Here is a 22,237-nt window from a genome sequence, read left to right on the forward strand (position 1 = left end):
CAGCTTTGCGCACCCCCGCGCCCTGTCCATTCAATTACCGAAGCAGGATGTTCGCCATGATTCGTATGCCTCTGGCTACCGCCAGTCTGCTGGCCATCGCTATTTCCCTCGCCGGTTGCGGCGAAGGCAAAGACAAGGCTGCCGCCCCGGCCGCGCCGACTCCGGCCGCCAGCACCGCCGCTGCAGCAGCACCTGCCGCCGCCGGTAAAGTCGATGAAGCCGCCGCCAAGGCTGTGGTCGCGCACTACGCCGACATGGTCTTCGCCGTCTACAGCGATGCCGAATCCACCGCGAAAACCCTGCAAACCGCTATCGACGCGTTCCTCGCCAAGCCGAACGCCGAGACGCTGAAAGCCGCTCGCGCTGCCTGGGTTGCCGCTCGCGTGCCGTATCTGCAGAGCGAAGTGTTCCGCTTCGGCAACACCATCATCGACGACTGGGAAGGTCAGGTGAACTCCTGGCCACTGGACGAAGGCCTGATCGACTACGTCGACAAATCCTACGAGCATGCACTGGGCAACCCGGGCGCCAACGCCAACATCATCGCCAACACTGAAGTCCAGGTCGGCGAAGACAAGGTCGACGTGAAAGACATCACCCCGGAAAAACTCGCCAGCCTCAACGAGCTGGGCGGTTCCGAGGCCAACGTCGCCACCGGCTACCACGCCATCGAATTCCTGCTGTGGGGCCAGGACCTGAACGGCACCGGCCCGGGCGCTGGCAACCGTCCGGCTTCGGACTACCTGGAAGGCGCCGGCGCTACCGGCGGTCACAACGATCGTCGCCGTGCGTACCTCAAAGCCGTGACCCAACTGCTGGTCAGCGACCTGGAAGAGATGGTCGGCAACTGGAAACCGAACGTGGCCGACAACTACCGCGCCACCCTGGAAGCCGAACCGGCCGAAAGCGGTCTGCGCAAAATGCTCTTCGGCATGGGCAGCCTGTCCCTGGGTGAACTGGCGGGCGAGCGCATGAAGGTTTCCCTGGAAGCCAACTCGCCGGAAGACGAACAGGATTGCTTCAGCGACAACACCCACAACTCGCACTTCTACGACGCCAAAGGCATTCGTAACGTGTACCTGGGCGAGTACACCCGTGTCGACGGCACCAAAATGACCGGCGCCAGCCTGTCGTCGCTGGTGGCCAAGGCCGACCCGGCTGCCGACACCGCGCTGAAAGCCGATCTGGCCGCGACTGAAGCCAAGATCCAGGTCATGGTCGATCACGCCAACAAGGGCGAGCACTACGACCAGTTGATCGCCGCGGGCAACACGGCGGGCAACCAGATCGTGCGTGACGCCATCGCTTCGCTGGTCAAGCAGACCGGTTCGATCGAAGCCGCTGCCGGCAAACTGGGCATCAGTGACCTGAACCCGGACAACGCTGATCACGAGTTCTGATCACAGCGTCTGCGTCAAAAAAGGCGACCTTCGGGTCGCCTTTTTCATGCCTGCCATACACACAACCCTGTGGGCGCGGGCTTGCTCGCGAAAACGCCGGGTCAGACACAGATGAGCTGACTGACACACCGCTTTCGCGAGCAAGCCCGCTCCCACAGAGGCGACTGCGTATCTCCAAATCACTGCGCTGTATCAAGCAAACGATAATTCCTCTTATTCAAACCCCCTCGCCCTGTTAGACTTTGCGCCTTTATTTTCGCCCGTCCGCAGGATGTCTGATGCCCTCGCTGCCTCTTCGCTTGTCCGCACTGTTTCTGGCCCTGAGCCTGAGTGCCTGCGATGACGCCCCGCGTTTTACCAAGGCCGAGCCGGGTGAAGCACGTTCGGGTGGTGCGGCGACCGTGCGCAAGACTGATCAGAATGCGTTTTCCCTGCCCTCGGCCAACCTGCCGCCGTCGCGCCGGGTCGACTTCAGTGTCGGCAACAGTTTTTTCCGCAGCCCGTGGGTGATCGCCCCGTCGACCACCACCGCCCGCGATGGCCTCGGCCCGCTGTTCAATACCAATGCCTGTCAGGGCTGCCATATCAAGGATGGCCGCGGCCATCCACCACCGCCCGACGCGCCCAACGCCGTGTCGATGCTGGTCAGACTGTCGATCCCCAATACAGCGCAGTTTGCCAAAGTCATCGAACAGGTTGGCGTGGTGCCGGAGCCGGTCTACGGCGGGCAGTTCCAGGACATGGCCGTGCCCGGTGTCACACCTGAAGGCAAGGTGCGCGTCGAGTACACGCCGGTGCCGATTCGCTTCAAGGACGGCACTGAAGTGGAACTGCGTAAACCGGTTCTGCAATTCAGCCAGCTGGGCTACGGCCCGATGCACCCGGACACACGTTTCTCGGCCCGCGTCGCGCCGCCGATGATCGGTCTCGGCCTGCTCGAAGCGATCCCGGAAGAAGCGATTCTCGCCAACGCAGCCGCCCAAGCCGAAGACAACGAAGGTATCAATGGGCGCCCGAACCGGGTGTGGGATGACGCGTTGCAGAAGACCGTCATGGGTCGATTTGGCTGGAAAGCAGGGCAGCCGAACCTCAATCAACAGAATGTTCACGCGTTTTCTGGTGATATGGGCCTCACCACCAGCCTGAGACCGTTCGATGACTGCACCGACGCGCAAACCGCCTGCAAACAGGCGCCGAACGGCAATGGTCCGGATGGCGAGCCGGAAGTCAGCGATAACATCCTGCGCCTGGTGCTGTTCTACACCCGCAACCTCGCGGTGCCGGCACGTCGTGGCGTCAACGACGAACAAGTGCTGGCCGGCAAGAACCTGTTCTTCCAGGCCGGTTGCCAGTCCTGTCACACCCCCCGATACACCACCGCCGCCAACGCGGCCGAACCTGAACTGGCCAATCAAGTGATTCGCCCGTACAGCGATCTGCTGCTGCATGACATGGGCGATGGCCTGGCCGACAACCGCACTGAATTCCAGGCCTCCGGCCGCGACTGGCGCACCCCGCCGTTGTGGGGGATCGGCCTGACGCAGGCGGTCAGTGGCCACACTCAGTTTCTGCATGACGGCCGCGCCCGCAATCTGCTCGAAGCCGTGCTCTGGCATGGCGGCGAAGCACAGAAGGCGCAGCAACAGGTTTTGTCTTTCAACGCCGAACAGCGTGCCGCGCTGCTGGCGTTTTTGAACTCACTTTAAACACTAATAAAGAATCGGGAGCCCGACATGTTCCGTCCCAAGCTACTGTTCACCAGCCTTGCCGCATTGGCACTCGGCGCCTGCTCGCCACAGGACCCGCAAGCGGTCACCTCGGCGGCCATCGCCAAATCGGTGATCCTGCCGACCTACACCCGCTGGGTCGAGGCCGACAAGCAACTGGCCGTCAGCGCCCTCGCCTACTGCCAGGGCAAGGAAAACCTGGAGACCGCCCGCGCCGACTTCCTGCACGCGCAGAAAGCCTGGGCCGAGCTGCAACCGTTGCTGATCGGCCCGCTGGCTGAAGGCAACCGTTCGTGGCAGGTGCAGTTCTGGCCGGACAAGAAAAACCTCGTCGGCCGTCAGGTCGAGCAACTGGTCGTCGCCCAGCCGCAGATCGATGCCGCTGCCCTGGCCAAGTCGAGCGTGGTGGTGCAAGGCCTGTCGGCTTACGAATACATCCTGTTCGATGCCAAGCCTGACGTCGCCAATGACGAACAGAAAGCCAAATACTGCCCGTTGCTGATCGCCATCGGCGAGCGCCAGAAGCAACTGGCCGAAGAGATTCTGCAAAGCTGGAACACCACCGACGGCATGCTTGCGCAAATGAGCAAGTTCCCGAACCAGCGCTACGCCGACTCCCACGAAGCGATCGCCGATCTGTTGCGTGTACAGGTCACCGCCCTCGACACTCTGAAGAAAAAACTCGGCACGCCAATGGGCCGCCAGAGCAAGGGTGTGCCGCAACCGTTCCAGGCTGATGCATGGCGCAGCCAGTCGTCGCTGACCGCGCTGGAAGCCAGCCTCGCCGCCGCCAAAACCGTGTGGGAAGGCGTCGATAACAAAGGCCTGCGTGGTCTGTTACCGGCCGAGCAGAAACCGTTGGCAGACAAGATCGACGCCGCGTACGCCGCTTCGTTGAAACTGTTCGGCAGCACTCAGCGCTCGCTGACCGAAATGCTCCAGGACGACGCCGGTCGCCAGCAGCTCAATGATCTCTACGACAGCCTCAACGTCGTCCATCGCCTGCACGAAGGCGAGCTGGCCAAGGCGCTGGGCATTCAACTGGGCTTCAACGCCAACGACGGTGACTGATGAGGGCAAGTGCCATGCTGCGACGCCAGGCTCTGACTTTAGGTAGTGTGCTGCTGGGAGCAGTGACTCTGGGCGGCTGGACGCTGTTCAAGCGCAAGGATCAGAGCCCGCTGTTGCTCTCGGCGCGCGATGACACCGATGGCAAGCATTACGCCGTCGGTTATCGGCTGGACGGCACCCGAGTGTTCGCCACCGAAGTCGGCCAGCGTTGTCACGACATCATCAACCACCCGACGCTGCCGATCGCGCTGTTCGTTGCCCGCCGCCCGGGCACCGAAAGCTATCTGATCAACCTGCGCGACGGGGCGTTGCTGCAAACCGTGACGTCGCAGCCGAACCGGCATTTCTACGGCCACGCGGTGGTGCACAAGGACGGCGAATACCTGTACGCCACCGAGAATGACACCCGCGATCCGGGGCGCGGCCTGCTCGGGGTGTACAGGTTCGAAGGCGAGCGGCTGGTGCACAGCGGCGAGATCTCCACCCATGGCCTCGGTCCGCACCAAGTGTCGTGGATGCCCGACGGCGAAACCCTGGTGGTGGCCAACGGCGGAATTCGTACCGAGGCGGAAAGCCGCGTCGACATGAACCTCAACGCCATGGAGCCGAGCCTGGTGCTGATGCAGCGCGACGGCACCCTGCTGAGCAAGGAAACCCTGGCCCAGCAGATGAACAGCGTGCGTCATCTGGGGATCGCCAGCGACGGCACCATTGTCGCCGGTCAGCAGTTCATGGGGGCTTCTCACGAGCGCTCGGAGCTGCTCGCAATCAAGCGCCCGGGCCAGCCGTTCGTGGCGTTCCCGGTGCCGGATCATCAGTTGCAGTCGATGGGGCATTACACCGCCAGCGTCGCCGTGCACAGCGAACTGCGCCTGGTGGCGTTGACCGCGCCACGCGGCAACCGGTTCTTTATCTGGGACCTGGACAGTGGCGAAGTGCGCCTCGACGCACCGCTGCCCGATTGCGCCGGCGTCGGTGCGGTGAAGGACGGATTTGTCGTGACCTCGGGTCAGGGTCGTTGCCGTTACTACGATTGCCGCCAGGATGAGCTGCTGGCCAAACCGCTGGATCTGCCGGCGGGGCTCTGGGACAACCATCTGCACTTGATGGCCTGACCCACCAAAGAGAACGCCATACCTGTGGCGAGGGGGCAAGCCCCTCACCACCGGATTTGTCGTCGCCTTCGCCTGTGAAAACTGGCAGTTGGAATCCCCACCTGACTCGGAGTAATGTGCCCGACTGTCTCACCTGATTTATCCAAGGAACTGGAATATGCTGCGTCGCCGCATGCTGATCATGTTGGGTGTTGTCTTGCTGGTCGTCCTGGTATTGGGCGGTTACAAAGCCTTTTCGATCTACACCATGATCCAGGGCTTTGCCAAACCCAAACCGCCGATCAGTGTCGCCGTGGCCAGCGCCAGCGAACGGCCGTGGCAGATGCGCCTGCCGACCGTCGGCACGCTCAAGGCGCTGCAAGGCGTCGAGCTGAGCCTGGAAGTCGCCGGCACCGTCACCGACATCAAGTTCGAATCCGGGCAGAAGGTCAAGGCCGGGCAACCGTTGCTGCAACTCGACAGCGCCGTCGAAACCGCCCTGCTGGAAACCGCCAAGGCCGACCTGGGTCTGGCGCAACTGGACTTCGGGCGTGGCAGCCAGTTGATCGACAGCCGCGCCATCTCCAAAGGTGAATACGACCGGCTCTCGGCAGTCCTGCAAAAGGACAAGGCCACGGTCAATCAGCTCAATGCTGCACTGGCAAAAAAACGCATCGTCGCGCCGTTCAGCGGCACCATCGGCATTCGCCAGGTCGATGTCGGCGACTATCTCGCCAGCGGCACCCGAATCGCCACCCTGCAGGATCTGAGCAGCCTCTACGCCGACTTTTACGTACCTGAACAATCGGTGCCGAAACTGGCCATCGGTCAACCGGTGCAGATCGGCGTCGCGGCCTATCCCGGGCAGAATTTCCCCGGTGCGATCAGCGCGATCAACCCGATTGTCGAGAGCACCACGCGCAACATTCTGGTTCGCGCCACCCTGGCCAACCCCGACGGCAAGTTGCTGCCCGGCATGTTCACCAGCCTTGAGGTGTTGCTCCCCGATCCGCAGAAACACATCGTGGTGCCGGAAAGCGCGATCACCTACACCCTCTACGGCAACTCGCTGTACGTGGTCGGGCAAAAGAAAGCCGAGGACGGCAGCGTCGTAAAAGACGACAAGGGCCAGCCGGTGTTGATCGCCGAGCGGCGCTTCATCGAGACCGGTGAACGCCGTGATGGCCTGGTGATGATCAACAAGGGCGTGCAGAACGGCGAACAAGTGGTGACCGCCGGCCAGATCAAACTGGACAACGGCGCACACATTGCCATCAGCGACGACAAGACCCTCGGCGAGCAGAACAGTCCGCCTCGCGCCGACTGATCAAGGAATCCCCATGGCTTTTACCGATCCGTTCATCCGCCGCCCGGTGCTCGCCACCGTGGTCAGCCTGCTGATTGTGCTGCTGGGTTTCCAGGCCTGGAGCAAACTGCCGCTGCGCCAATACCCGCAAATGGAAAATGCCCTGATCACGGTGACCACCGCCTACCCCGGGGCCAACGCCGAGACCATTCAGGGCTACATCACCCAGCCGATGCAGCAGAGCCTGGCGAGCGCCGAGGGCATCGACTACATGACCTCGGTCAGTCGTCAGAACTTCTCGGTGATCTCGATCTACGCGCGCATCGGTTCCAACACCGACCGTTTGTTCACCGAATTGCTGGCCAAGGCCAACGAGGTGAAAAACAAGCTGCCGCAGGACGCCGAAGACCCGGTGCTGAGCAAGGAATCGGCCGACGCTTCGGCCCTCATGTACATCAGTTTTTTCAGCAAGGACTTGAGCAACCCACAGATCACCGACTACCTGTCGCGGGTGATCCAGCCGAAACTGGCGACGCTGCCGGGTATGGCCGAGGCGGAGATTCTCGGCAATCAGGTGTTCGCCATGCGTCTGTGGCTCGACCCGGTGAAGCTCGCCGGTTTCGGCCTCAGCGCCAGCGACGTGACCAACGCGGTGCGCCAGTACAACTTCCTCTCCGCCGCCGGCGAAGTGAAAGGCGAGTACGTGGTCACCAGCATCAACGCCAACACCGAGCTGAAGTCCGCCGAAGCCTTCGCGGCGATTCCGCTCAAGGTCAGTGGCGACAGCCGCGTGCTGCTCAGCGATGTGGCGCGGGTCGAGATGGGCGCGGAAAACTACGACTCGATCAGTTCCTTCGGCGGTACGCCGTCGGTGTACATCGGCATCAAGGCCACACCCGGGGCCAACCCGCTGGACGTGATCCGGGAAGTGCGCAAGCTGATGCCGGAGCTGGAAGCCCAGTTGCCGCCCAACCTCAAGAGCGAGATTGCCTACGACGCCACCCTGTTCATTCAGGCCTCGATCGACGAAGTGGTGAAAACCCTGTTCGAGGCGGTGCTGATCGTGATTGTGGTGGTGTTCCTGTTCCTCGGCGCATTGCGCTCGGTGGTGATCCCGGTGGTGACCATCCCGCTGTCGATGATCGGCGTGATGTTCTTCATGCAGATGATGGGTTACTCGATCAACCTGCTGACCCTGCTGGCGATGGTGCTGGCGATCGGGCTGGTGGTGGACGATGCGATTGTCGTGGTGGAGAACATCCATCGCCACATCGAGGAAGGCAAGACGCCGCTGGAGGCCGCACTGGAAGGCGCACGGGAAATCGCCATGCCGGTAGTGTCGATGACCATCACCCTGGCGGCGGTGTATGCGCCGATCGGCTTCCTCACCGGACTGACCGGCGCGCTATTCAAGGAGTTCGCCTTGACCCTGGCCGGCGCCGTGGTGATTTCCGGGATCGTCGCCCTGACCCTGTCGCCGATGATGTGCGCCTTACTGTTGCGCCACGAGCAAAACCCCAGCGGTCTGGCGCACCGGCTCGACCGCATCTTCGATGGCCTCAAGCGCCGCTATCAAAGCGTCTTGCACGGCACGCTCAACACCCGCCCGGTGGTGCTGGTGTTTGCGGTGATCGTGCTGTGCCTGATCCCGGTGTTCCTCAAGTTCACCAAGTCGGAACTGGCGCCTGATGAAGACCAGGGCATCATTTTCATGATGGCCAACGCGCCGCAGCCAACCAACCTCGATTACCTGAGCACCTACACCGACGAGTTCATCAAGATCTTCAAGGAGTTTCCGGAGTACTACTCCTCGTTCCAGATCAACGGCTACAACGGCGTGCAATCGGGCATCGGCGGCTTCCTGCTCAAGCCGTGGAACGAACGCAGCCGCACGCAGATGCAGATCCTGCCCGAGGTGCAAGGCAAACTGGGCGCCATCCCGGGCCTGCAGATCTTCGGCTTCAACCTGCCTTCCCTGCCCGGCACCGGTGAAGGTTTGCCGTTCGAGTTCGTGGTCAACACGGCCAATGACTACGAATTGCTGCTACAAGTCGCGGACCGAATCAAGAAGCGCGCCATGGAGTCGGGAAAGTTCGCCTTCGTCGACCTTGACCTGGCGTTCGACAAGCCGGAAGTGGTGGTCGATATCGATCGCGCCAAAGCCGCGCAGATGGGCGTGTCGATGCTGGATCTGGGCAGCACCCTGGCGACATTGCTGGGCGAGGCGGAAATCAACCGTTTCAGCATCGAAGGCCGCAGCTACAAGGTGATTGCCCAGGTCGAGCGACCGTTTCGCGAGAACCCTGGCTGGTTGAACAATTACTACGTGAAAAACACTCAGGGCGAGCTGCTGCCACTGTCTACCCTGATCAAGGTCACCGACCGGGCGCGACCGCGTCAGCTCAACCAGTTCCAGCAACTCAATGCCGCGAAGATCTCTGGATTCCCGCTGGTCAGCATGGGCGAGGCGATCGACACCGTATTGCAGATCGCCCGGGAAGAGGCGCCGGCCGGTTTTGCCTTCGACTATGGCGGCGCCTCACGCCAATACGTGCAGGAAGGCAGCGCATTGTGGGTGACCTTCGCCCTGGCGCTGGCAATCATTTTCCTGGTGCTGGCAGCGCAGTTCGAAAGCTTCCGCGATCCGTTGGTGATTCTGGTGACGGTGCCGCTATCGATCTGCGGGGCGTTGATTCCGCTGTTCCTGGGCTGGTCGAGCATGAACATCTACACCCAGGTCGGGCTGGTGACGCTGATCGGGCTGATCAGCAAGCACGGGATCCTGATCGTCGAATTCGCCAACCAATTGCGCAAGGACAAAGGACTGACCGCACGCGAGGCGGTCGAGGAAGCGGCGGCGATTCGGCTGCGGCCGGTGTTGATGACCACGGCGGCCATGGTGTTCGGCATGGTGCCGTTGATTCTGGCGACCGGTGCGGGTGCAGTCAGCCGGTTTGATATCGGCATGGTGATTGCCACGGGCATGTCGATCGGGACGTTGTTTACGCTGTTCGTGCTGCCGTGCATCTACACGCTGCTGGCCAAACCCGATCCCAAACAAACCACATAACCCTGCGGGCTTGCTCGCGAAGGCGGTGTGTGAGTTGAAGAATTTGTTTACTGATACATCGCTTTCGCGAGCAAGCCCGCTCCCACAGAGAAATGGTGTGATCCCTGGAAACACGCAATAAAAAAGGCCTCGCAACTGCGAGGCCTTTTACGTGGGCTTCAATCGGTTCAACTCTGTGGCCTCATCCCTTGAGAAAGTCCAAACATGAACAACAACAAATCATGGTCAGGTTTAGTCGCCACGGAGGCTTTCGCCACCCGTGGTACTGCGCAGTGAGCATCGCCGGTGGTGGCTCCGATCACCTGCATGCGGGGCTGCTCCCAGGCCGCCACCGCCAATGACGCAACTGCCAAGGCTCCAACCAAGAACAAACCTCGTGCAATTTCGAGTTTCATCGCTATAAACCTTTGATAGCGCTGCCAAACGCCGTCTCATAAAAATAGACGAGTTTTTTCCAGTCCGTGTCGCTGAACGACGAATGGCGACGCAATTGCTTCATGTCATGGGCGGCCGCGCGATGAGCGGTCAGACGCTGACGGCATTTCTCCAGATCGATCAATGCCACCTCGACCTGGGCCGAATCACCCTCGCCGGTCACCCGTACAAACACGTGTTTGATGTAGATACAGCTGTGCTGCCAACGGCCCTTGTGCATGCGCGCAAGGTTTTGTGCCAGGTCCTTCAGGACGCGTTCATAAACGGCTTCGCCGTATTGCGCGCGCCCCCCTGCGGCTTCCCACTTTTCCAGTTCATCGAAACCATCCAGCGACTTGGTCACCAGCAAGGCACGCCACTTGTGCTGCGGATCGGGCTGGGCGCCGCAGAACACGATTTGCGGTACGCGCACACCGAGTCGGCTGACGCCGGTCAGGGCATCCAGTTCGCGCAGCACCGTCGGGCGACCGAAGGGATGCAGCCAACTGCGGTAGATATGTCCGGTCTGGCGCTTGGCATACAGTAACTGGCCGTCTCGACCCATGACTCGTTGCACACCACTTTCACCACCACGGCGTACGTTGGGTTCTTCCACCCATTCACCGCGCTGGTTCCAGAAGTAGTCGAAGCGATCCTGGGGAGCGACTTCCGTTTCTGCTGCTGTTTGCACCGCCATCCTGTTACCTCTTGCGTAATACGTAAACCCGCCACATGGCATAGAGCGGAATAAAGTCCAGTTGTTCCTGAATGCGAAAACCTGCTTCTTCGAATTCTTTTTCCACTGTCACAGCCGGTAACACAAACCGGTTCTGGTAACCTTCCTGCCCACGGCGCTGCTCGGCGCGCTTGCGTTTCCAGGCTTTGAAATTACCGTCGACCCACAACGAAATAATCACACTGTCGCGGGTGACACGCTCGAATTCGCGCAAAATCGTCCGCCGATGTTCGGCCTCACCGATGTGATGCAGCAAACGCATGCAGAAAATGCTGTCGACGGCGTTATCCGGCAAGGCAATGTCGAACGCAGATGTGTGCAAAGGTTGTACCCGTTTCACCACATCGGCCGGTTGCGACTGCATCGCGGTCTTGATCATCGATTCGGAATTGTCCGCACCAATGATCACCCGGTTGGGCTTCTCTGCCAGCAACGGCCAGAAGCGCCCGGCGCCGCAAGGCAGGTCCAGGACCAGCCCCGGCTCGCCGGCCAGCGTCAGCGCCTTGCGGGCCAACTGCTCGTCCCGCCAGTGAGACAACCGACGACCGAGGCCGTCCTGATGCTTGCGCAAATATTTTTGTGCATGCTGGTCATCATACTTTTCGGAAAAATCGAGCTTGATCGGTCTGCTCATCATCAGGGCTCCTGAATTACTGATACCCCTACCATAGGTAGTGGCATGTCAGCGTCAGGTCGTCCCTTTGTGAAAAATACGTCAGGTAAACCAACAAACTATTACAGGGTTTTACACGGAGAAAGCAATAGCGCGGGGCCATTAACTGATTCTGAGGGGCACTGATGGTTCAATTTCGCCGTTCAATGCCCTTCGCGAGCAGGCTCGCGCCCCACGGTGTAGCGTCCACCCCTGTGGGAGCGAGCCAGCTCGCGAAGGCGTCATCGAAGGTCAGCACTCAGGACACGGCCGCTTTGGTCTGTGGTTCAACGCAGCCCCAGCGTGACTTCAAAGCGGCAACCATTGGGCTCCATGGTGCTCAAGGTCACCTCCCAGCCCTGGTTCTCACAGATCCGCTGCACCAGCGATAATCCCAGTCCGAGGCCCTCGCCGCGTTTTTCATTGCCGCGAACAAAGGGCTGGAACATGGCTTCACGTTTTTCTTCGGGAATACCGACTCCCGAGTCTTCGACGACAAACCCGTTGTCGTTGAGTGTCAGGCGAATGAATCCCTGTTCGGTGTAGTGGCAGGCGTTGCGCAGCAGATTGCCCATGACGGCGCCGAGTAGCGTGGCATTGAAGCGGGTGTCCGGCGGATTGCCTGGCTCGAACATCAGCTGCAGCCCTTTGGACTCGATCGGTTCACGCCAGACGTTCAGCAGGCCGTCAGCCACTTGGCCGAGGTTCTGCTGCGGCGCTGAACCGGCATCTTCACGCTGGGCGCGAGCGAGCATCAGGAACGTCTGCACCAGCTCGCGCATTTCTTCGCTGGCCCGGGCGATGCGTTCGACCTGGGCCCGACCGCGTTGATCCAGTCCCGGGTTCTCGAGGAGTAACTCGCAGGAGCTGGCCAGCACCATCAGCGGTGTTCGAAGTTCATGACTGACGTCGCTGGTGAACAGTCGCTCGCGAGTCAGCGCCTGGCGCAGACGCCCGAGCGTGGCATCGAATGCCACCGCCAGCTCGCCGACTTCGTCAGCGGCATAATCCGGTGCCAGCGGTGGCGCCAGACCGAGCAGTTGATCGCGGTGCCGTACTTGCCGGGCCAATCGCACCACCGGCGCCATGACCTTGCGCGCCAACACCCAGCCGAGGAACACGGCCAGCGCCAGACTGAGCACGAAGCCCACCAGCACCACGGCGAACAGCACGCGTTCGCGCTCCTCGAAATCGCTTTGATCCTGCAGCAGCACATAGCGGCGACCGTCGACGATCTCGACCATCGCGTGATACGACAGCTGTTCGCGGAACACTTCGTGGAAACCCGCATCGAGGTGACGCAGGTCTTTGGGCAGCTCGAAATCACCCGGGCCGCCGCTGAAGTAGAACAGTTGATCCGGTTCCGGGCGATGACTCCAGTCCGACACGTTGTCCATCAGCAACAGGCGCTGCAGGTCGCCGCCCAGCCCCGCCGAAATCAGTTTTTCCTCCACCAGGTGCACCGTCGCCACAATGCCCATGGCGAAGGCCCCGGCCACCAGCGCACTCATCAGCGCAAAGGCGATGATGATCCGCTGGGAAAGGCTTTGCTTAAACTCCATCACGCCCCTCGGCCAGGCGGTAACCCACACCGTGCACGGTTTGCAGCAGCGGTTTGGCGAATGGCTTGTCGATCACCTGGCGCAATTGGTGGACGTGGCTGCGCAAGCTGTCGCTGTCCGGGCAGTCATCGCCCCACAGTGCTTCTTCGAGAATTTCCCGGCGCAGGACGTGCGGACTTTTCTGCATCAATACCGCCAGCAGTTTCAAGCCGACCGGGTTGAGCTTGAGCAGCTTGCCCTCGCGGGTCACTTCCAGCGTGTCGAGGTCATAAGTCAGGTCGCCGACCTGCAGCGCACGACGGCCACCGCCCTGGGTGCGACGCATCACGGCTTCGACCCGTGCTGCCAGTTCGGACAGTGCAAACGGCTTGACCAGGTAATCGTCGGCCCCGGATTTGAAACCCTGCAGGCGGTCGTCCAGTTGATCGCGGGCGGTGAGCATGATCACTGGCGTGTCGCGCCGGGCATCTTCACGCAGGCGCTTGCACAGGGTGTAGCCGTCGATCCCGGGCAGCATGATGTCGAGCACGATCAGGTCGTAATGCTCGGTGGCGGCCAGATGCAGGCCCGACAAGCCGTCCTGGGCGCAATCGACGGTATAGCCTTTGAGCCCCAGGTAATCGGCCAGGTTGGCCAGGATATCGCGGTTGTCTTCGACCAATAGAATTCGCATTGGCATTTCCTCCGTACACAGTAACGGCCGTCATGGCCCGCGCAGCTTAAGGCCAACGCCGGTTCAGGGCTAGGGCCGGCAAGCGTGCAATTCCATTTGCCCAGGCAAATTAAATATTTAACAAAGTTTTCACTATCGATTCACAACCTGATTACAGTGGCGCCGCGACACTCGCGCGCCATTGATATAAGGAAAACGAGACAATGGACTCTTTCAAGACAGCGCCCATGCGCTTTCTGCTGCTTATCACCGGCGCCTGGCTGGTCATTTTTCTCCTCACCCGAGCGGTCTTGCTGCTGACTCACCTGGATGAAGCCGGTGGCTTCGCCCTCTCCGTGTTCGGCATCGGCGCGCTCTATGACCTGGGGTTCCTGGCTTACGCGGCGCTGCCGATGGGCCTGTACCTGCTGCTCTGCCCACCGGGCCTGTGGCGGCGTCGCGGGCATCGCGGGTTCCTGCGGGTCTTGCTGACCATCAGCCTGTTCGCGATGTTGTTCGTGGCGGTGGCCGAATGGCTGTTCTGGGACGAGTTCGGCGTGCGCTTCAACTTCATCGCCGTCGATTACCTGGTGTATTCCGACGAAGTGCTGAACAACGTCCTCGAGTCCTACCCGATCGGCAAACTGTTGAGCCTGCTCGCCGTGCTGGCCGTGGGGATCAGCGTTGCGCTGCGCAAGCCGTTCAATGCGGCCATGAATGCCCCGCTGCCACCGCTGCGCGCGCGTCTGCTCAATGCATTGGGCCTGTTGATCGTTGCCGGTTTGAGCCTGCAACTGCTCAGCCAGGACGCACCCCGCGCTCAGGGCGGCAACGCTTACCAGAACGAACTGGCCAGCAACGGCCCCTATCAGTTCTTCGCCGCGTTCCGTAACAATGAACTGGACTACGCCCAGTTCTACAAGAGCCTGCCAGCGGAAAAAGTCGCCAGCCAGATCCGCGCCGAACTGAGTGAAAGCAATGCTCGTTTCATCGGCCAGGACCCGCAGGACATCCGCCGGGTGATCGACAACCCCGGCACCGCGCGCAAACCGAACATCGTGCTGGTGACCATCGAAAGCCTGAGCGCCAAGTACCTGGGCAGCAACGGTGACGGTCGCAACCTGACGCCGAACCTCGACGCCTTGCGCAAACAGAGTCTGTACTTCAACAACTTCTACGCCACCGGCACCCGCACCGACCGTGGCCTGGAAGCCATCACCCTGGCCATCCCGCCGACGCCGGGTCGCTCGATCGTCAAGCGCATCGGCCGTGAAAGCGGTTTCGCCAGCCTTGGCCAACAATTGAGCGCCGTGGGTTACGACAGCGTGTTTGTCTATGGCGGACGCGGTTACTTCGACAACATGAACGCGTTCTTCAGCGGCAACGGCTATCGCGTCGTCGACCAGAGCAGCGTCGATGAAGCCGAGATTCACTTCAAGAACGCCTGGGGCATGGCCGACGAGGATCTGTATCGCCAGACCCTGAAGCTGGCGGATGCCGATTACGCCAAACAGCAACCGTTCCTGTTGCAATTGATGACCACCTCCAACCACCGGCCTTACACCTACCCGGACAACCGGATCGATATCAAATCCGGCAATGGCCGTGATGGTGCGGTGAAGTACACCGACTACGCGATTGGTCAGTTCCTTGAGCAGGCGCGGCAGAAACCGTGGTTCGACAACACGATCTTCATCTTCGTCGCCGACCACACCGCTGGCAGCGCCGGCAAAGAAGACTTGCCGATCGCCAACTATCAGATCCCGCTGTTCATCTACGCGCCGAAAATGATCGAAGCACGCGAGAGCGCGCAACTGGCCAGCCAGATCGACCTCGCCCCGACACTGCTGGGCTTGCTGAATCTGGACTACACCTCGACGTTCTTCGGTCGCAACCTGTTGCAGGACAACCCGCTGCCACCGCGCGTGGTCGTCGGCAACTACCAGCACCTGGGCTTGTTCGATGGCAAGGATCTGGCGATCCTCAGTCCGCGCCAGGGCTTGCGTCGGCATGACGATGCGCTGACCGAAAGCCGTGAATCGCGTGTCACCAGCGACGACCCGCTGGTCAGCCGGGCGATCACCTATTACCAGACCGCCAGTTATGGCTTCAAACAGCAGCTGTTGAGCTGGAAGCCGGCGAAGGACAGCACTGTCCAGGTCAGCGAACAGTAACCGTCAATAGAAACGCCCCGGGCTGATGCACCGGGGCTTTTTTTTGCGCAACCGGTTATCACAGGAAATACAGATCCCAATGTGGGAGCGAGCCTGCTCGCGAATGCTGTGTATGCGTCACAGCTGTAGTGATCGCTGGATTGCTTTCGCGAGCAGGCTCGCTCCCACAGGGGACGGTGTGAAGCCTGATATCCGGGCAATAAAAAACCCCGCCTGCTCATCGCAGGCGGGGTTTTTCGTTTCGGGGTAAGGCTGGCTTACATCATGCCGCCCATGCCACCCATGCCGCCCATGTCTGGCATACCGCCGCCAGCACCGCCGTCTTTCTTCGGCGCATCAGCAACAGCAGCTTCGGTGGTCAGGATCAGACCGCCGATCGAGGCTGCAGCTTGCAGAGCAGAACGGGTTACCTTGGTTGGGTCCAGGATACCCATTTCGATCATGTCGCCGTATTCGCCGGAAGCAGCGTTGTAACCGAAGTTACCTTTGCCGTTCTTCACTTCGTTGACGACTACGCTTGGCTCGTCGCCGGAGTTGGCAGCGATCTGACGCAGCGGCGCTTCAACAGCGCGACGCAGCACAGCGATACCGACGTTCTGGTCAGCGTTGTCGCCGGTCAGTTCGGTCAGGGCTTCCAGAGCACGGATCAGCGCAACGCCGCCGCCAGGTACCACGCCTTCTTCAACGGCTGCACGGGTAGCGTGCAGGGCGTCTTCAACGCGGGCTTTCTTCTCTTTCATTTCAACTTCGGAACCAGCGCCAACCTTGATCACTGCAACGCCGCCGGACAGCTTGGCCAGACGCTCTTGCAGTTTTTCACGGTCGTAGTCCGAGGAAGTTTCGGCAACCTGAGCACGGATCTGAGCGATACGCGCCTGGATGTCGGCTTCAACGCCAGCACCGTCAACGATGATGGTGTTTTCCTTGGACAGGGTGACGCGCTTGGCGTTACCCAGGTGCTCCAGAGTGGTGCTTTCCAGGCTCAGGCCGATCTCTTCGGAGATGACGGTACCGCCGGTCAGAACGGCGATGTCCTGCAGCATGGCCTTGCGACGGTCGCCGAAGCCTGGAGCCTTGACGGCTGCAACCTTGACGATGCCACGCATGTTGTTCACTACCAGAGTCGCCAGGGCTTCGCCTTCAACGTCTTCGGCAACGATCAGCAGTGGGCGGCCGGCTTTGGCAACGGCTTCCAGCACTGGCAGCATTTCGCGGATGTTCGAGATCTTTTTGTCGACCAGCAGGATCAGCGGGCCGTCGAGCTCGGCAACCATGGTGTCCGGCTTGTTGACGAAGTACGGGGACAGGTAGCCACGGTCGAACTGCATGCCTTCTACAACCGACAGTTCGTTTTCCAGGCCCGAGCCTTCTTCAACGGTGATCACGCCTTCTTTACCGACTTTTTCCATGGCTTCGGCAATGATGTCGCCGATGGAGTTGTCGGAGTTGGCGGAGATGGTGCCTACCTGAGCGATAGCCTTGGTGTCAGCGCATGGCTTGGACAGGGCTTTCAGCTCTTTGACGATCGCGATGGTCGCTTTGTCGATACCGCGCTTCAGGTCCATCGGGTTCATGCCGGCAGCGACGGCTTTCAGGCCTTCGTTGACGATCGACTGAGCCAGAACGGTAGCGGTGGTAGTACCGTCACCAGCGTCATCGTTGGCACGGGAGGCAACGTCTTTGACCAGCTGCGCGCCCATGTTTTCGAAACGGTCTTCGAGTTCGATTTCTTTGGCGACGGAAACGCCGTCCTTGGTGATGGTCGGAGCGCCGAAGCTCTTCTCGAGGATCACGTTACGGCCTTTCGGGCCCAGGGTCGCTTTTACCGCGTCAGCCAGGACGTTGACGCCTTTGAGCATCTTGGAGCGGGCGGCATCGCCGAACTTAACTTCTTTAGCAGCCATGATCGATATTCCTTAAATACTTTGTAGTAGCGGGAAAATGAGCGGGAAATCAGCCTTCCTGTACAGCGAGAATCTCGTTCTCAGCCATTACCAGCAGTTCTTCGCCGTCGACTTTCACAGTGTTGCTGCCGGAGTAAGGACCGAACACAACCTTGTCGCCGACTTTAACGGCCAGCGCACGCACTTCACCGTTTTCCAGAGTCTTGCCTGGGCCAGCAGCGACGATCACACCGTGGTTGGCTTTTTCAGCAGCCGAACCTGGCAGGACGATACCGCCAGCGGTTTTCTTTTCTTCTTCGCTGCGACGGATGACGACGCGGTCATGCAGAGGACGAAGCTTCATTGTCGATCTCTCCTAATTGTGGTTTTCATCGGCCGGTGTAGTCCCGGCGGGTTTAACAAATCCGGCCTGCGCCGGTTGCGGTTCGTCAAGCGAGCCGCGGAAGTCTGTCCGACTCAAATGTCGGAAACCTTTCGGTGACCGATACATAAGGGCGCATAAGCTTATTACAAGGGCGGGGGCAGAAAATTTTTCATCGATTTGCCCCTTGAATGCCGCGCATAAAGAAACGGCACCCGAAGGTGCCGTGTCGATGCAGGGGTTACTTGCTGTCGCGGTGTTCGAACTCACCTTCGATCACATCGCCCTCGCGGCCAAGAGGCTGACGCGGTGCAGGACCGCCGCGGGGTTGCAGGTCGTCGGCAAAGGCACGCTGACGCATGGCCTGTTCTTCGGCGCGCTGGCGCATTTTGTTCGCCAGCAGACGACGGCTGAACGGCAACAGCATCACCAGACCGACCACGTCGCTGACGAAGCCTGGCAGGATCAACAGGCCGCCGGCCAATGCCAGCATCAGGCCTTCAAGCATGGTCTGCGCGGGCAGTTCACCGCGGTTCAGGCTTTCACGGGCACGCAGGGCCGTGGCCAGACCGGCGATGCGCAGCACAAACACGCCGAACATCGAGCCGAGAATGATCAGCAGCAGGGCCGGGAAGAACCCGATAGCCCCTGCCACTTTGACGAATACGAACAGCTCCAGCACCGGAAACAGCAGAAAGAGCAACAAAAAAGGGCGCATCAAAGATTCCTCAACGCAAGAAATGCCTTGCAGTAAGCATTAGATGACGTCGCCCTTTCGTGAATTCAAGCGTCGGCCACCGCATTTTTTGGCCAGACCTCGGCGTGAGCCAGAGAAACCAAGGCTTCGCGCACTTGTATCGGCGTATGACAAGGGGCTTGAAACGGCAACCAGTAGAGCGCTTGGCCGATGCGCAGGTGCATGCCTTCGCTGTCGATCCCGGCCAGTTGCGCCGGCACGGTTTGCGGCAGGCCAGTCAGTTCCACGTAATGCGCGATGGCCTTGGCGTGGTCGCTGTTCATGTGCTCGACCATGCTGATCTCGGCCTTGCCGGCAAACGGGTTGGCCAACGTCAGTTGATCGACCCAGTGGATCGCGCCGAAACCGCCGATATAGCGATGACGCACCGGATTGAGCACCCAGAAGTCGAAGTCATGGGCCTTGTGATAGTTCTGCGAATCGGGGAAATAACGGTAGTAACGCTCGGCAGCCGCTTCAATGGCGAGCGGATCTTCGAGCTTTTGCGCTTCGGCCAGATAGGTCAGGCGACCAACGGCTTGAACGTCATCGGCCTCGCGCTCACCGACCAACAGCGAACATTTCGCGTCCTTTTGCAGGTTATGGGTGTGCTGGGCGATACGACTGATCAGGATCAGCGGGCGGCCCTCCTCGTCCAGGCAATAGGGCACCACGGAGCCAAACGGGAAACCGGGCATCGATTTGGAGTGGGTGGACAATACGCCACGGTATTCCTTGAGAAGCAATTCTCGGGCATTCTTGGCCGCTTCAACGCTCAATTTATGACTCCTTATATAGAATCCGTCGAAAAAACGGACAGGCGCCCGGGGATAGGTACCGGTCACGCCATCGGGCACTGCGTATGTGCATTCGGGCCACGCCCGCTGCAGATCGAGCGGCGCCAATAACAAAAACCACTCAGACCGGCTATCGGGGCATGCGAATGCAACTCAACGACAAAGTAATCATTATCACCGGCGGTTGCCAGGGTTTGGGCCGTTCCATGGCCGAGTATTTCGCCGGCAAAGGCGCGAAGCTGGCCCTGGTGGACCTCAATCAGGAAAAACTCGACGACGCGGTAGCTGCCTGCAAGGCCAAGGGCGTTGAGGCGCGCAGCTATCTGTGCAACGTGGCCAATGAAGAACAGGTTGAGCACATGGTCGCTCAGGTGGCCGAAGACTTTGGCGCGATCCATGGCCTGATCAACAACGCCGGGATCCTCCGTGATGGCCTGCTGCTCAAGGTCAAGGACGGCGAAATGACTAAGATGAGCCTCGCCCAGTGGCAGGCAGTGATCGACGTCAACCTGACCGGCGTGTTCCTGTGCACCCGTGAAGTCGCGGCGAAAATGGTCGAGCTGAAGAACAGCGGCGCGATCATCAACATCTCGTCGATCTCGCGTGCCGGTAACGTTGGCCAGACCAACTATTCCGCCGCCAAGGCTGGCGTGGCAGCAGCCACCGTGACCTGGGCCAAGGAACTGGCACGTTACGGGATTCGCGTTGCGGGCATCGCCCCGGGCTTCATCGAAACCGAGATGACCCTGGGCATGAAGCCGGAAGCGCTGGAGAAAATGACGTCGGGAATTCCGCTCAAGCGCATGGGCAAGCCGCAAGAGATCGCCCATTCGGCGGCATACATCTTTGAAAACGACTACTACACCGGGCGGATTCTGGAGATGGATGGCGGGTTACGCATCTAGCAGCGTCACCACAAAACAACTGTGGGAGCGCTCTTGCTCGCGAAGGCGGCGGATCAAACAACTGATGAGTTGAATGACACATTGCCTTCGCGAGCAAGCCCGCTCCCACAATGGATTGCATCCAGTCAGCCAATCAATCGTCGCTGATGGTGATCGATCTCTACACCGGGCGGATTCTGGAAATGGATGGCCGGTTGCGCATCCAGCAGCGTCACCACAAAACCACTGTGGGAGCAAGCCCGCTCCCACAATGGATTGCATTCAGTCAGCCAATCAATCGTCGCTGATGGTGATCGATCACTACACCAGGCGGATTCTGGAGATGGATGGCGGGTTGCGCATCCAGCAGCGTCACCACAAAACCACTGTGGGAGCGGGCTTGCTCGCGAAGGCGGCGGATCAAACAACTGATGAGTTGAATGACACACCGCCTTCGCGAGCAAGCCCGCTCCCACAATGGATTGCATTCAGTCAGCCAATCAATCGTCGCTGATGGTGATATTCGGCATCGCCGGCGTCGCCGCTTCCTGCAGCACAATGCGCGCGCCGACGTGGCGGGCCAGTTCCTGGTAAACCATGGCAATCTGGCTGTCCGGCTCGGCAATCACCGTCGGCTTGCCGCCATCGGCCTGTTCACGGATCAGCATCGACAGCGGCAGCGAGGCCAACAGCTCAACGCCATACTGAGTCGCCAGCTTCTCACCTCCGCCCTCACCGAACAGATGCTCGGCATGACCGCAGTTCGAGCAGATGTGCACTGCCATGTTTTCCACCACGCCCAGCACCGGAATGTTGACCTTGCGGAACATTTCCACGCCTTTGCGCGCGTCCAGCAGCGCCAGATCCTGCGGGGTGGTGACGATCACGGCACCGGCCACCGGGACTTTCTGCGCCAGGGTCAGCTGGATATCGCCAGTACCTGGCGGCATGTCGATCACCAGATAATCCAGATCGCCCCACGCGGTTTGCGTGACCAGTTGCAGCAGCGCGCCGGAGACCATCGGCCCGCGCCAGACCATCGGCGTGTTGTCGTCGGTCAGGAACGCCATCGACATGACTTCGACACCGTGGGCCTTGAGCGGCACGAACCACTTCTGGTCCTTGACTTCAGGACGGGTGCGCTCGGGGATGCCAAACATGATGCCCTGGCTCGGGCCATAAATGTCGGCATCGAGAATCCCCACCTTGGCGCCTTCGCGGGCTAAGGCCAGCGCGAGGTTGGCCGCAGTGGTCGACTTGCCCACACCACCCTTGCCGGACGCCACGGCGACCACGTTCTTGACGTTGGCCAGCCCCGGAATCTGCGCCTGGGCCTTGTGCGCGGCGATCACGCTGTTGACCTCGACCTTGGCAATGACCACGCCATCGATATTCTCGATCGCCAGTTGCAGCAATTGCGCCCAGCCGCTCTTGAACAGACCGGCGGCGTAGCCGATTTCCAGCTGAACCTTGACGCGGTCGCCATCGATCTCGATGTGCTTCACGCAACCGGCGCTGACCGGGTCCTGGTTCAGGTAAGGGTCAGTGTATTGGCTGAGGACGGCTTCCACCGCTGCGCGAGTGACGGCACTCATGGGCAACTCCGATAACAAGACTGGGAATAGATGGCGGGTATCGTACCTTAAAACATCGCCGCCTTCGGCAGCGCCTGCAGATGTACGCCGATCTCTTGCAGG

18 protein-coding genes are annotated in these 22,237 nt (G+C 60.5%); 8 read left to right on the forward strand and 10 right to left on the reverse strand.

Annotation, left to right across the window (positions count from 1 at the left end; translation table 11 throughout):
• Window positions 1–56 precede the first annotated feature (56 nt).
• The 6 genes from AC1UK9_RS22210 to AC1UK9_RS22235 all read left to right on the forward strand — a co-directional run bounded on the left by AC1UK9_RS22210 (window position 57) and on the right by AC1UK9_RS22235 (window position 9,668).
• On the forward strand, window positions 57–1,400 hold the full coding sequence (locus tag AC1UK9_RS22210) for an imelysin family protein (RefSeq protein ID WP_025111678.1): 1,344 nt from the start codon (window positions 57–59) through the stop codon (window positions 1,398–1,400).
• Between the two features lie 278 nt (window positions 1,401–1,678).
• Window positions 1,679–3,106, forward strand: a complete 1,428-nt coding sequence (locus tag AC1UK9_RS22215) for a di-heme oxidoreductase family protein (RefSeq protein ID WP_473013430.1) — start codon at window positions 1,679–1,681, stop codon at window positions 3,104–3,106.
• Between the two features lie 27 nt (window positions 3,107–3,133).
• Window positions 3,134–4,198 (forward strand): imelysin family protein, encoded by a 1,065-nt coding sequence (locus tag AC1UK9_RS22220; protein WP_025111680.1) that lies wholly within the window; start codon window positions 3,134–3,136, stop codon window positions 4,196–4,198.
• 14 nt (window positions 4,199–4,212) lie between these two features.
• Window positions 4,213–5,313 (forward strand): DUF1513 domain-containing protein, encoded by a 1,101-nt coding sequence (locus AC1UK9_RS22225; protein WP_473013431.1) that lies wholly within the window; start codon window positions 4,213–4,215, stop codon window positions 5,311–5,313.
• 157 nt (window positions 5,314–5,470) lie between these two features.
• The gene (locus AC1UK9_RS22230; RefSeq protein ID WP_482578507.1) at window positions 5,471–6,619 is read left to right on the forward strand and encodes an efflux RND transporter periplasmic adaptor subunit; all 1,149 of its coding nucleotides are present in this window, start codon (window positions 5,471–5,473) and stop codon (window positions 6,617–6,619) included.
• Between the two features lie 13 nt (window positions 6,620–6,632).
• A complete protein-coding gene (locus tag AC1UK9_RS22235) occupies window positions 6,633–9,668 on the forward strand; it encodes a multidrug efflux RND transporter permease subunit (RefSeq protein ID WP_482578509.1) in 3,036 nt (1,011 codons plus the stop codon).
• Window positions 9,669–9,835: 167 nt separating this feature from the next.
• Here AC1UK9_RS22235 and AC1UK9_RS22240 read toward each other — a convergent pair whose 3' ends face one another.
• The 5 genes from AC1UK9_RS22240 to AC1UK9_RS22260 all read right to left on the reverse strand — a co-directional run bounded on the left by AC1UK9_RS22240 (window position 9,836) and on the right by AC1UK9_RS22260 (window position 13,705).
• Window positions 9,836–10,063 carry a hypothetical protein gene (locus AC1UK9_RS22240; protein WP_025111684.1) on the reverse strand — a complete coding sequence of 76 codons (228 nt, stop codon included), beginning with the start codon at window positions 10,061–10,063 and terminating at the stop codon, window positions 9,836–9,838.
• 2 nt (window positions 10,064–10,065) lie between these two features.
• Window positions 10,066–10,779 (reverse strand): lipopolysaccharide kinase InaA family protein, encoded by a 714-nt coding sequence (locus AC1UK9_RS22245; RefSeq protein ID WP_025111685.1) that lies wholly within the window; start codon window positions 10,777–10,779, stop codon window positions 10,066–10,068.
• A gap of 4 nt (window positions 10,780–10,783) precedes the next feature.
• A complete protein-coding gene (locus AC1UK9_RS22250) occupies window positions 10,784–11,452 on the reverse strand; it encodes a class I SAM-dependent methyltransferase (protein WP_025111686.1) in 669 nt (222 codons plus the stop codon).
• 305 nt (window positions 11,453–11,757) lie between these two features.
• The gene (locus AC1UK9_RS22255; RefSeq protein WP_025111687.1) at window positions 11,758–13,032 is read right to left on the reverse strand and encodes a sensor histidine kinase; all 1,275 of its coding nucleotides are present in this window, start codon (window positions 13,030–13,032) and stop codon (window positions 11,758–11,760) included.
• On the reverse strand, window positions 13,022–13,705 hold the full coding sequence (locus AC1UK9_RS22260; RefSeq protein WP_025111688.1) for a response regulator transcription factor: 684 nt from the start codon (window positions 13,703–13,705) through the stop codon (window positions 13,022–13,024). Before AC1UK9_RS22260 ends, AC1UK9_RS22255 begins: the two co-directional genes overlap by 11 nt.
• Before the next feature lie 203 nt (window positions 13,706–13,908).
• On the opposite strand from AC1UK9_RS22260, the gene AC1UK9_RS22265 reads away from it, so the two are divergent.
• The gene (locus AC1UK9_RS22265) at window positions 13,909–15,858 is read left to right on the forward strand and encodes an LTA synthase family protein (protein WP_482578510.1); all 1,950 of its coding nucleotides are present in this window, start codon (window positions 13,909–13,911) and stop codon (window positions 15,856–15,858) included.
• Window positions 15,859–16,115: 257 nt separating this feature from the next.
• Here AC1UK9_RS22265 and groL read toward each other — a convergent pair whose 3' ends face one another.
• The 4 genes from groL to AC1UK9_RS22285 all read right to left on the reverse strand — a co-directional run bounded on the left by groL (window position 16,116) and on the right by AC1UK9_RS22285 (window position 19,638).
• The gene (gene groL / locus AC1UK9_RS22270; RefSeq protein WP_025111690.1) at window positions 16,116–17,762 is read right to left on the reverse strand and encodes a chaperonin GroEL; all 1,647 of its coding nucleotides are present in this window, start codon (window positions 17,760–17,762) and stop codon (window positions 16,116–16,118) included.
• Between the two features lie 49 nt (window positions 17,763–17,811).
• Window positions 17,812–18,105 (reverse strand): co-chaperone GroES, encoded by a 294-nt coding sequence (locus tag AC1UK9_RS22275; protein WP_473013435.1) that lies wholly within the window; start codon window positions 18,103–18,105, stop codon window positions 17,812–17,814.
• A 259-nt stretch (window positions 18,106–18,364) separates the two neighbouring features.
• Window positions 18,365–18,841 carry an FxsA family protein gene (locus AC1UK9_RS22280; protein WP_025111692.1) on the reverse strand — a complete coding sequence of 159 codons (477 nt, stop codon included), beginning with the start codon at window positions 18,839–18,841 and terminating at the stop codon, window positions 18,365–18,367.
• A 65-nt stretch (window positions 18,842–18,906) separates the two neighbouring features.
• Window positions 18,907–19,638 (reverse strand): HugZ family pyridoxamine 5'-phosphate oxidase, encoded by a 732-nt coding sequence (locus AC1UK9_RS22285; protein ID WP_473013436.1) that lies wholly within the window; start codon window positions 19,636–19,638, stop codon window positions 18,907–18,909.
• A 164-nt stretch (window positions 19,639–19,802) separates the two neighbouring features.
• Between AC1UK9_RS22285 and AC1UK9_RS22290 the strand changes: the two genes are divergently transcribed.
• A complete protein-coding gene (locus AC1UK9_RS22290; protein ID WP_473013437.1) occupies window positions 19,803–20,561 on the forward strand; it encodes an SDR family oxidoreductase in 759 nt (252 codons plus the stop codon).
• Between the two features lie 479 nt (window positions 20,562–21,040).
• On the opposite strand, the gene apbC is transcribed toward AC1UK9_RS22290, so the two are convergent.
• The gene (gene apbC, locus AC1UK9_RS22295; protein ID WP_025113573.1) at window positions 21,041–22,135 is read right to left on the reverse strand and encodes an iron-sulfur cluster carrier protein ApbC; all 1,095 of its coding nucleotides are present in this window, start codon (window positions 22,133–22,135) and stop codon (window positions 21,041–21,043) included.
• Between the last annotated feature and the right edge of the window lie 102 nt (window positions 22,136–22,237).

The organism is Pseudomonas sp. AK-TSAG1-1 (assembly GCF_056821665.1).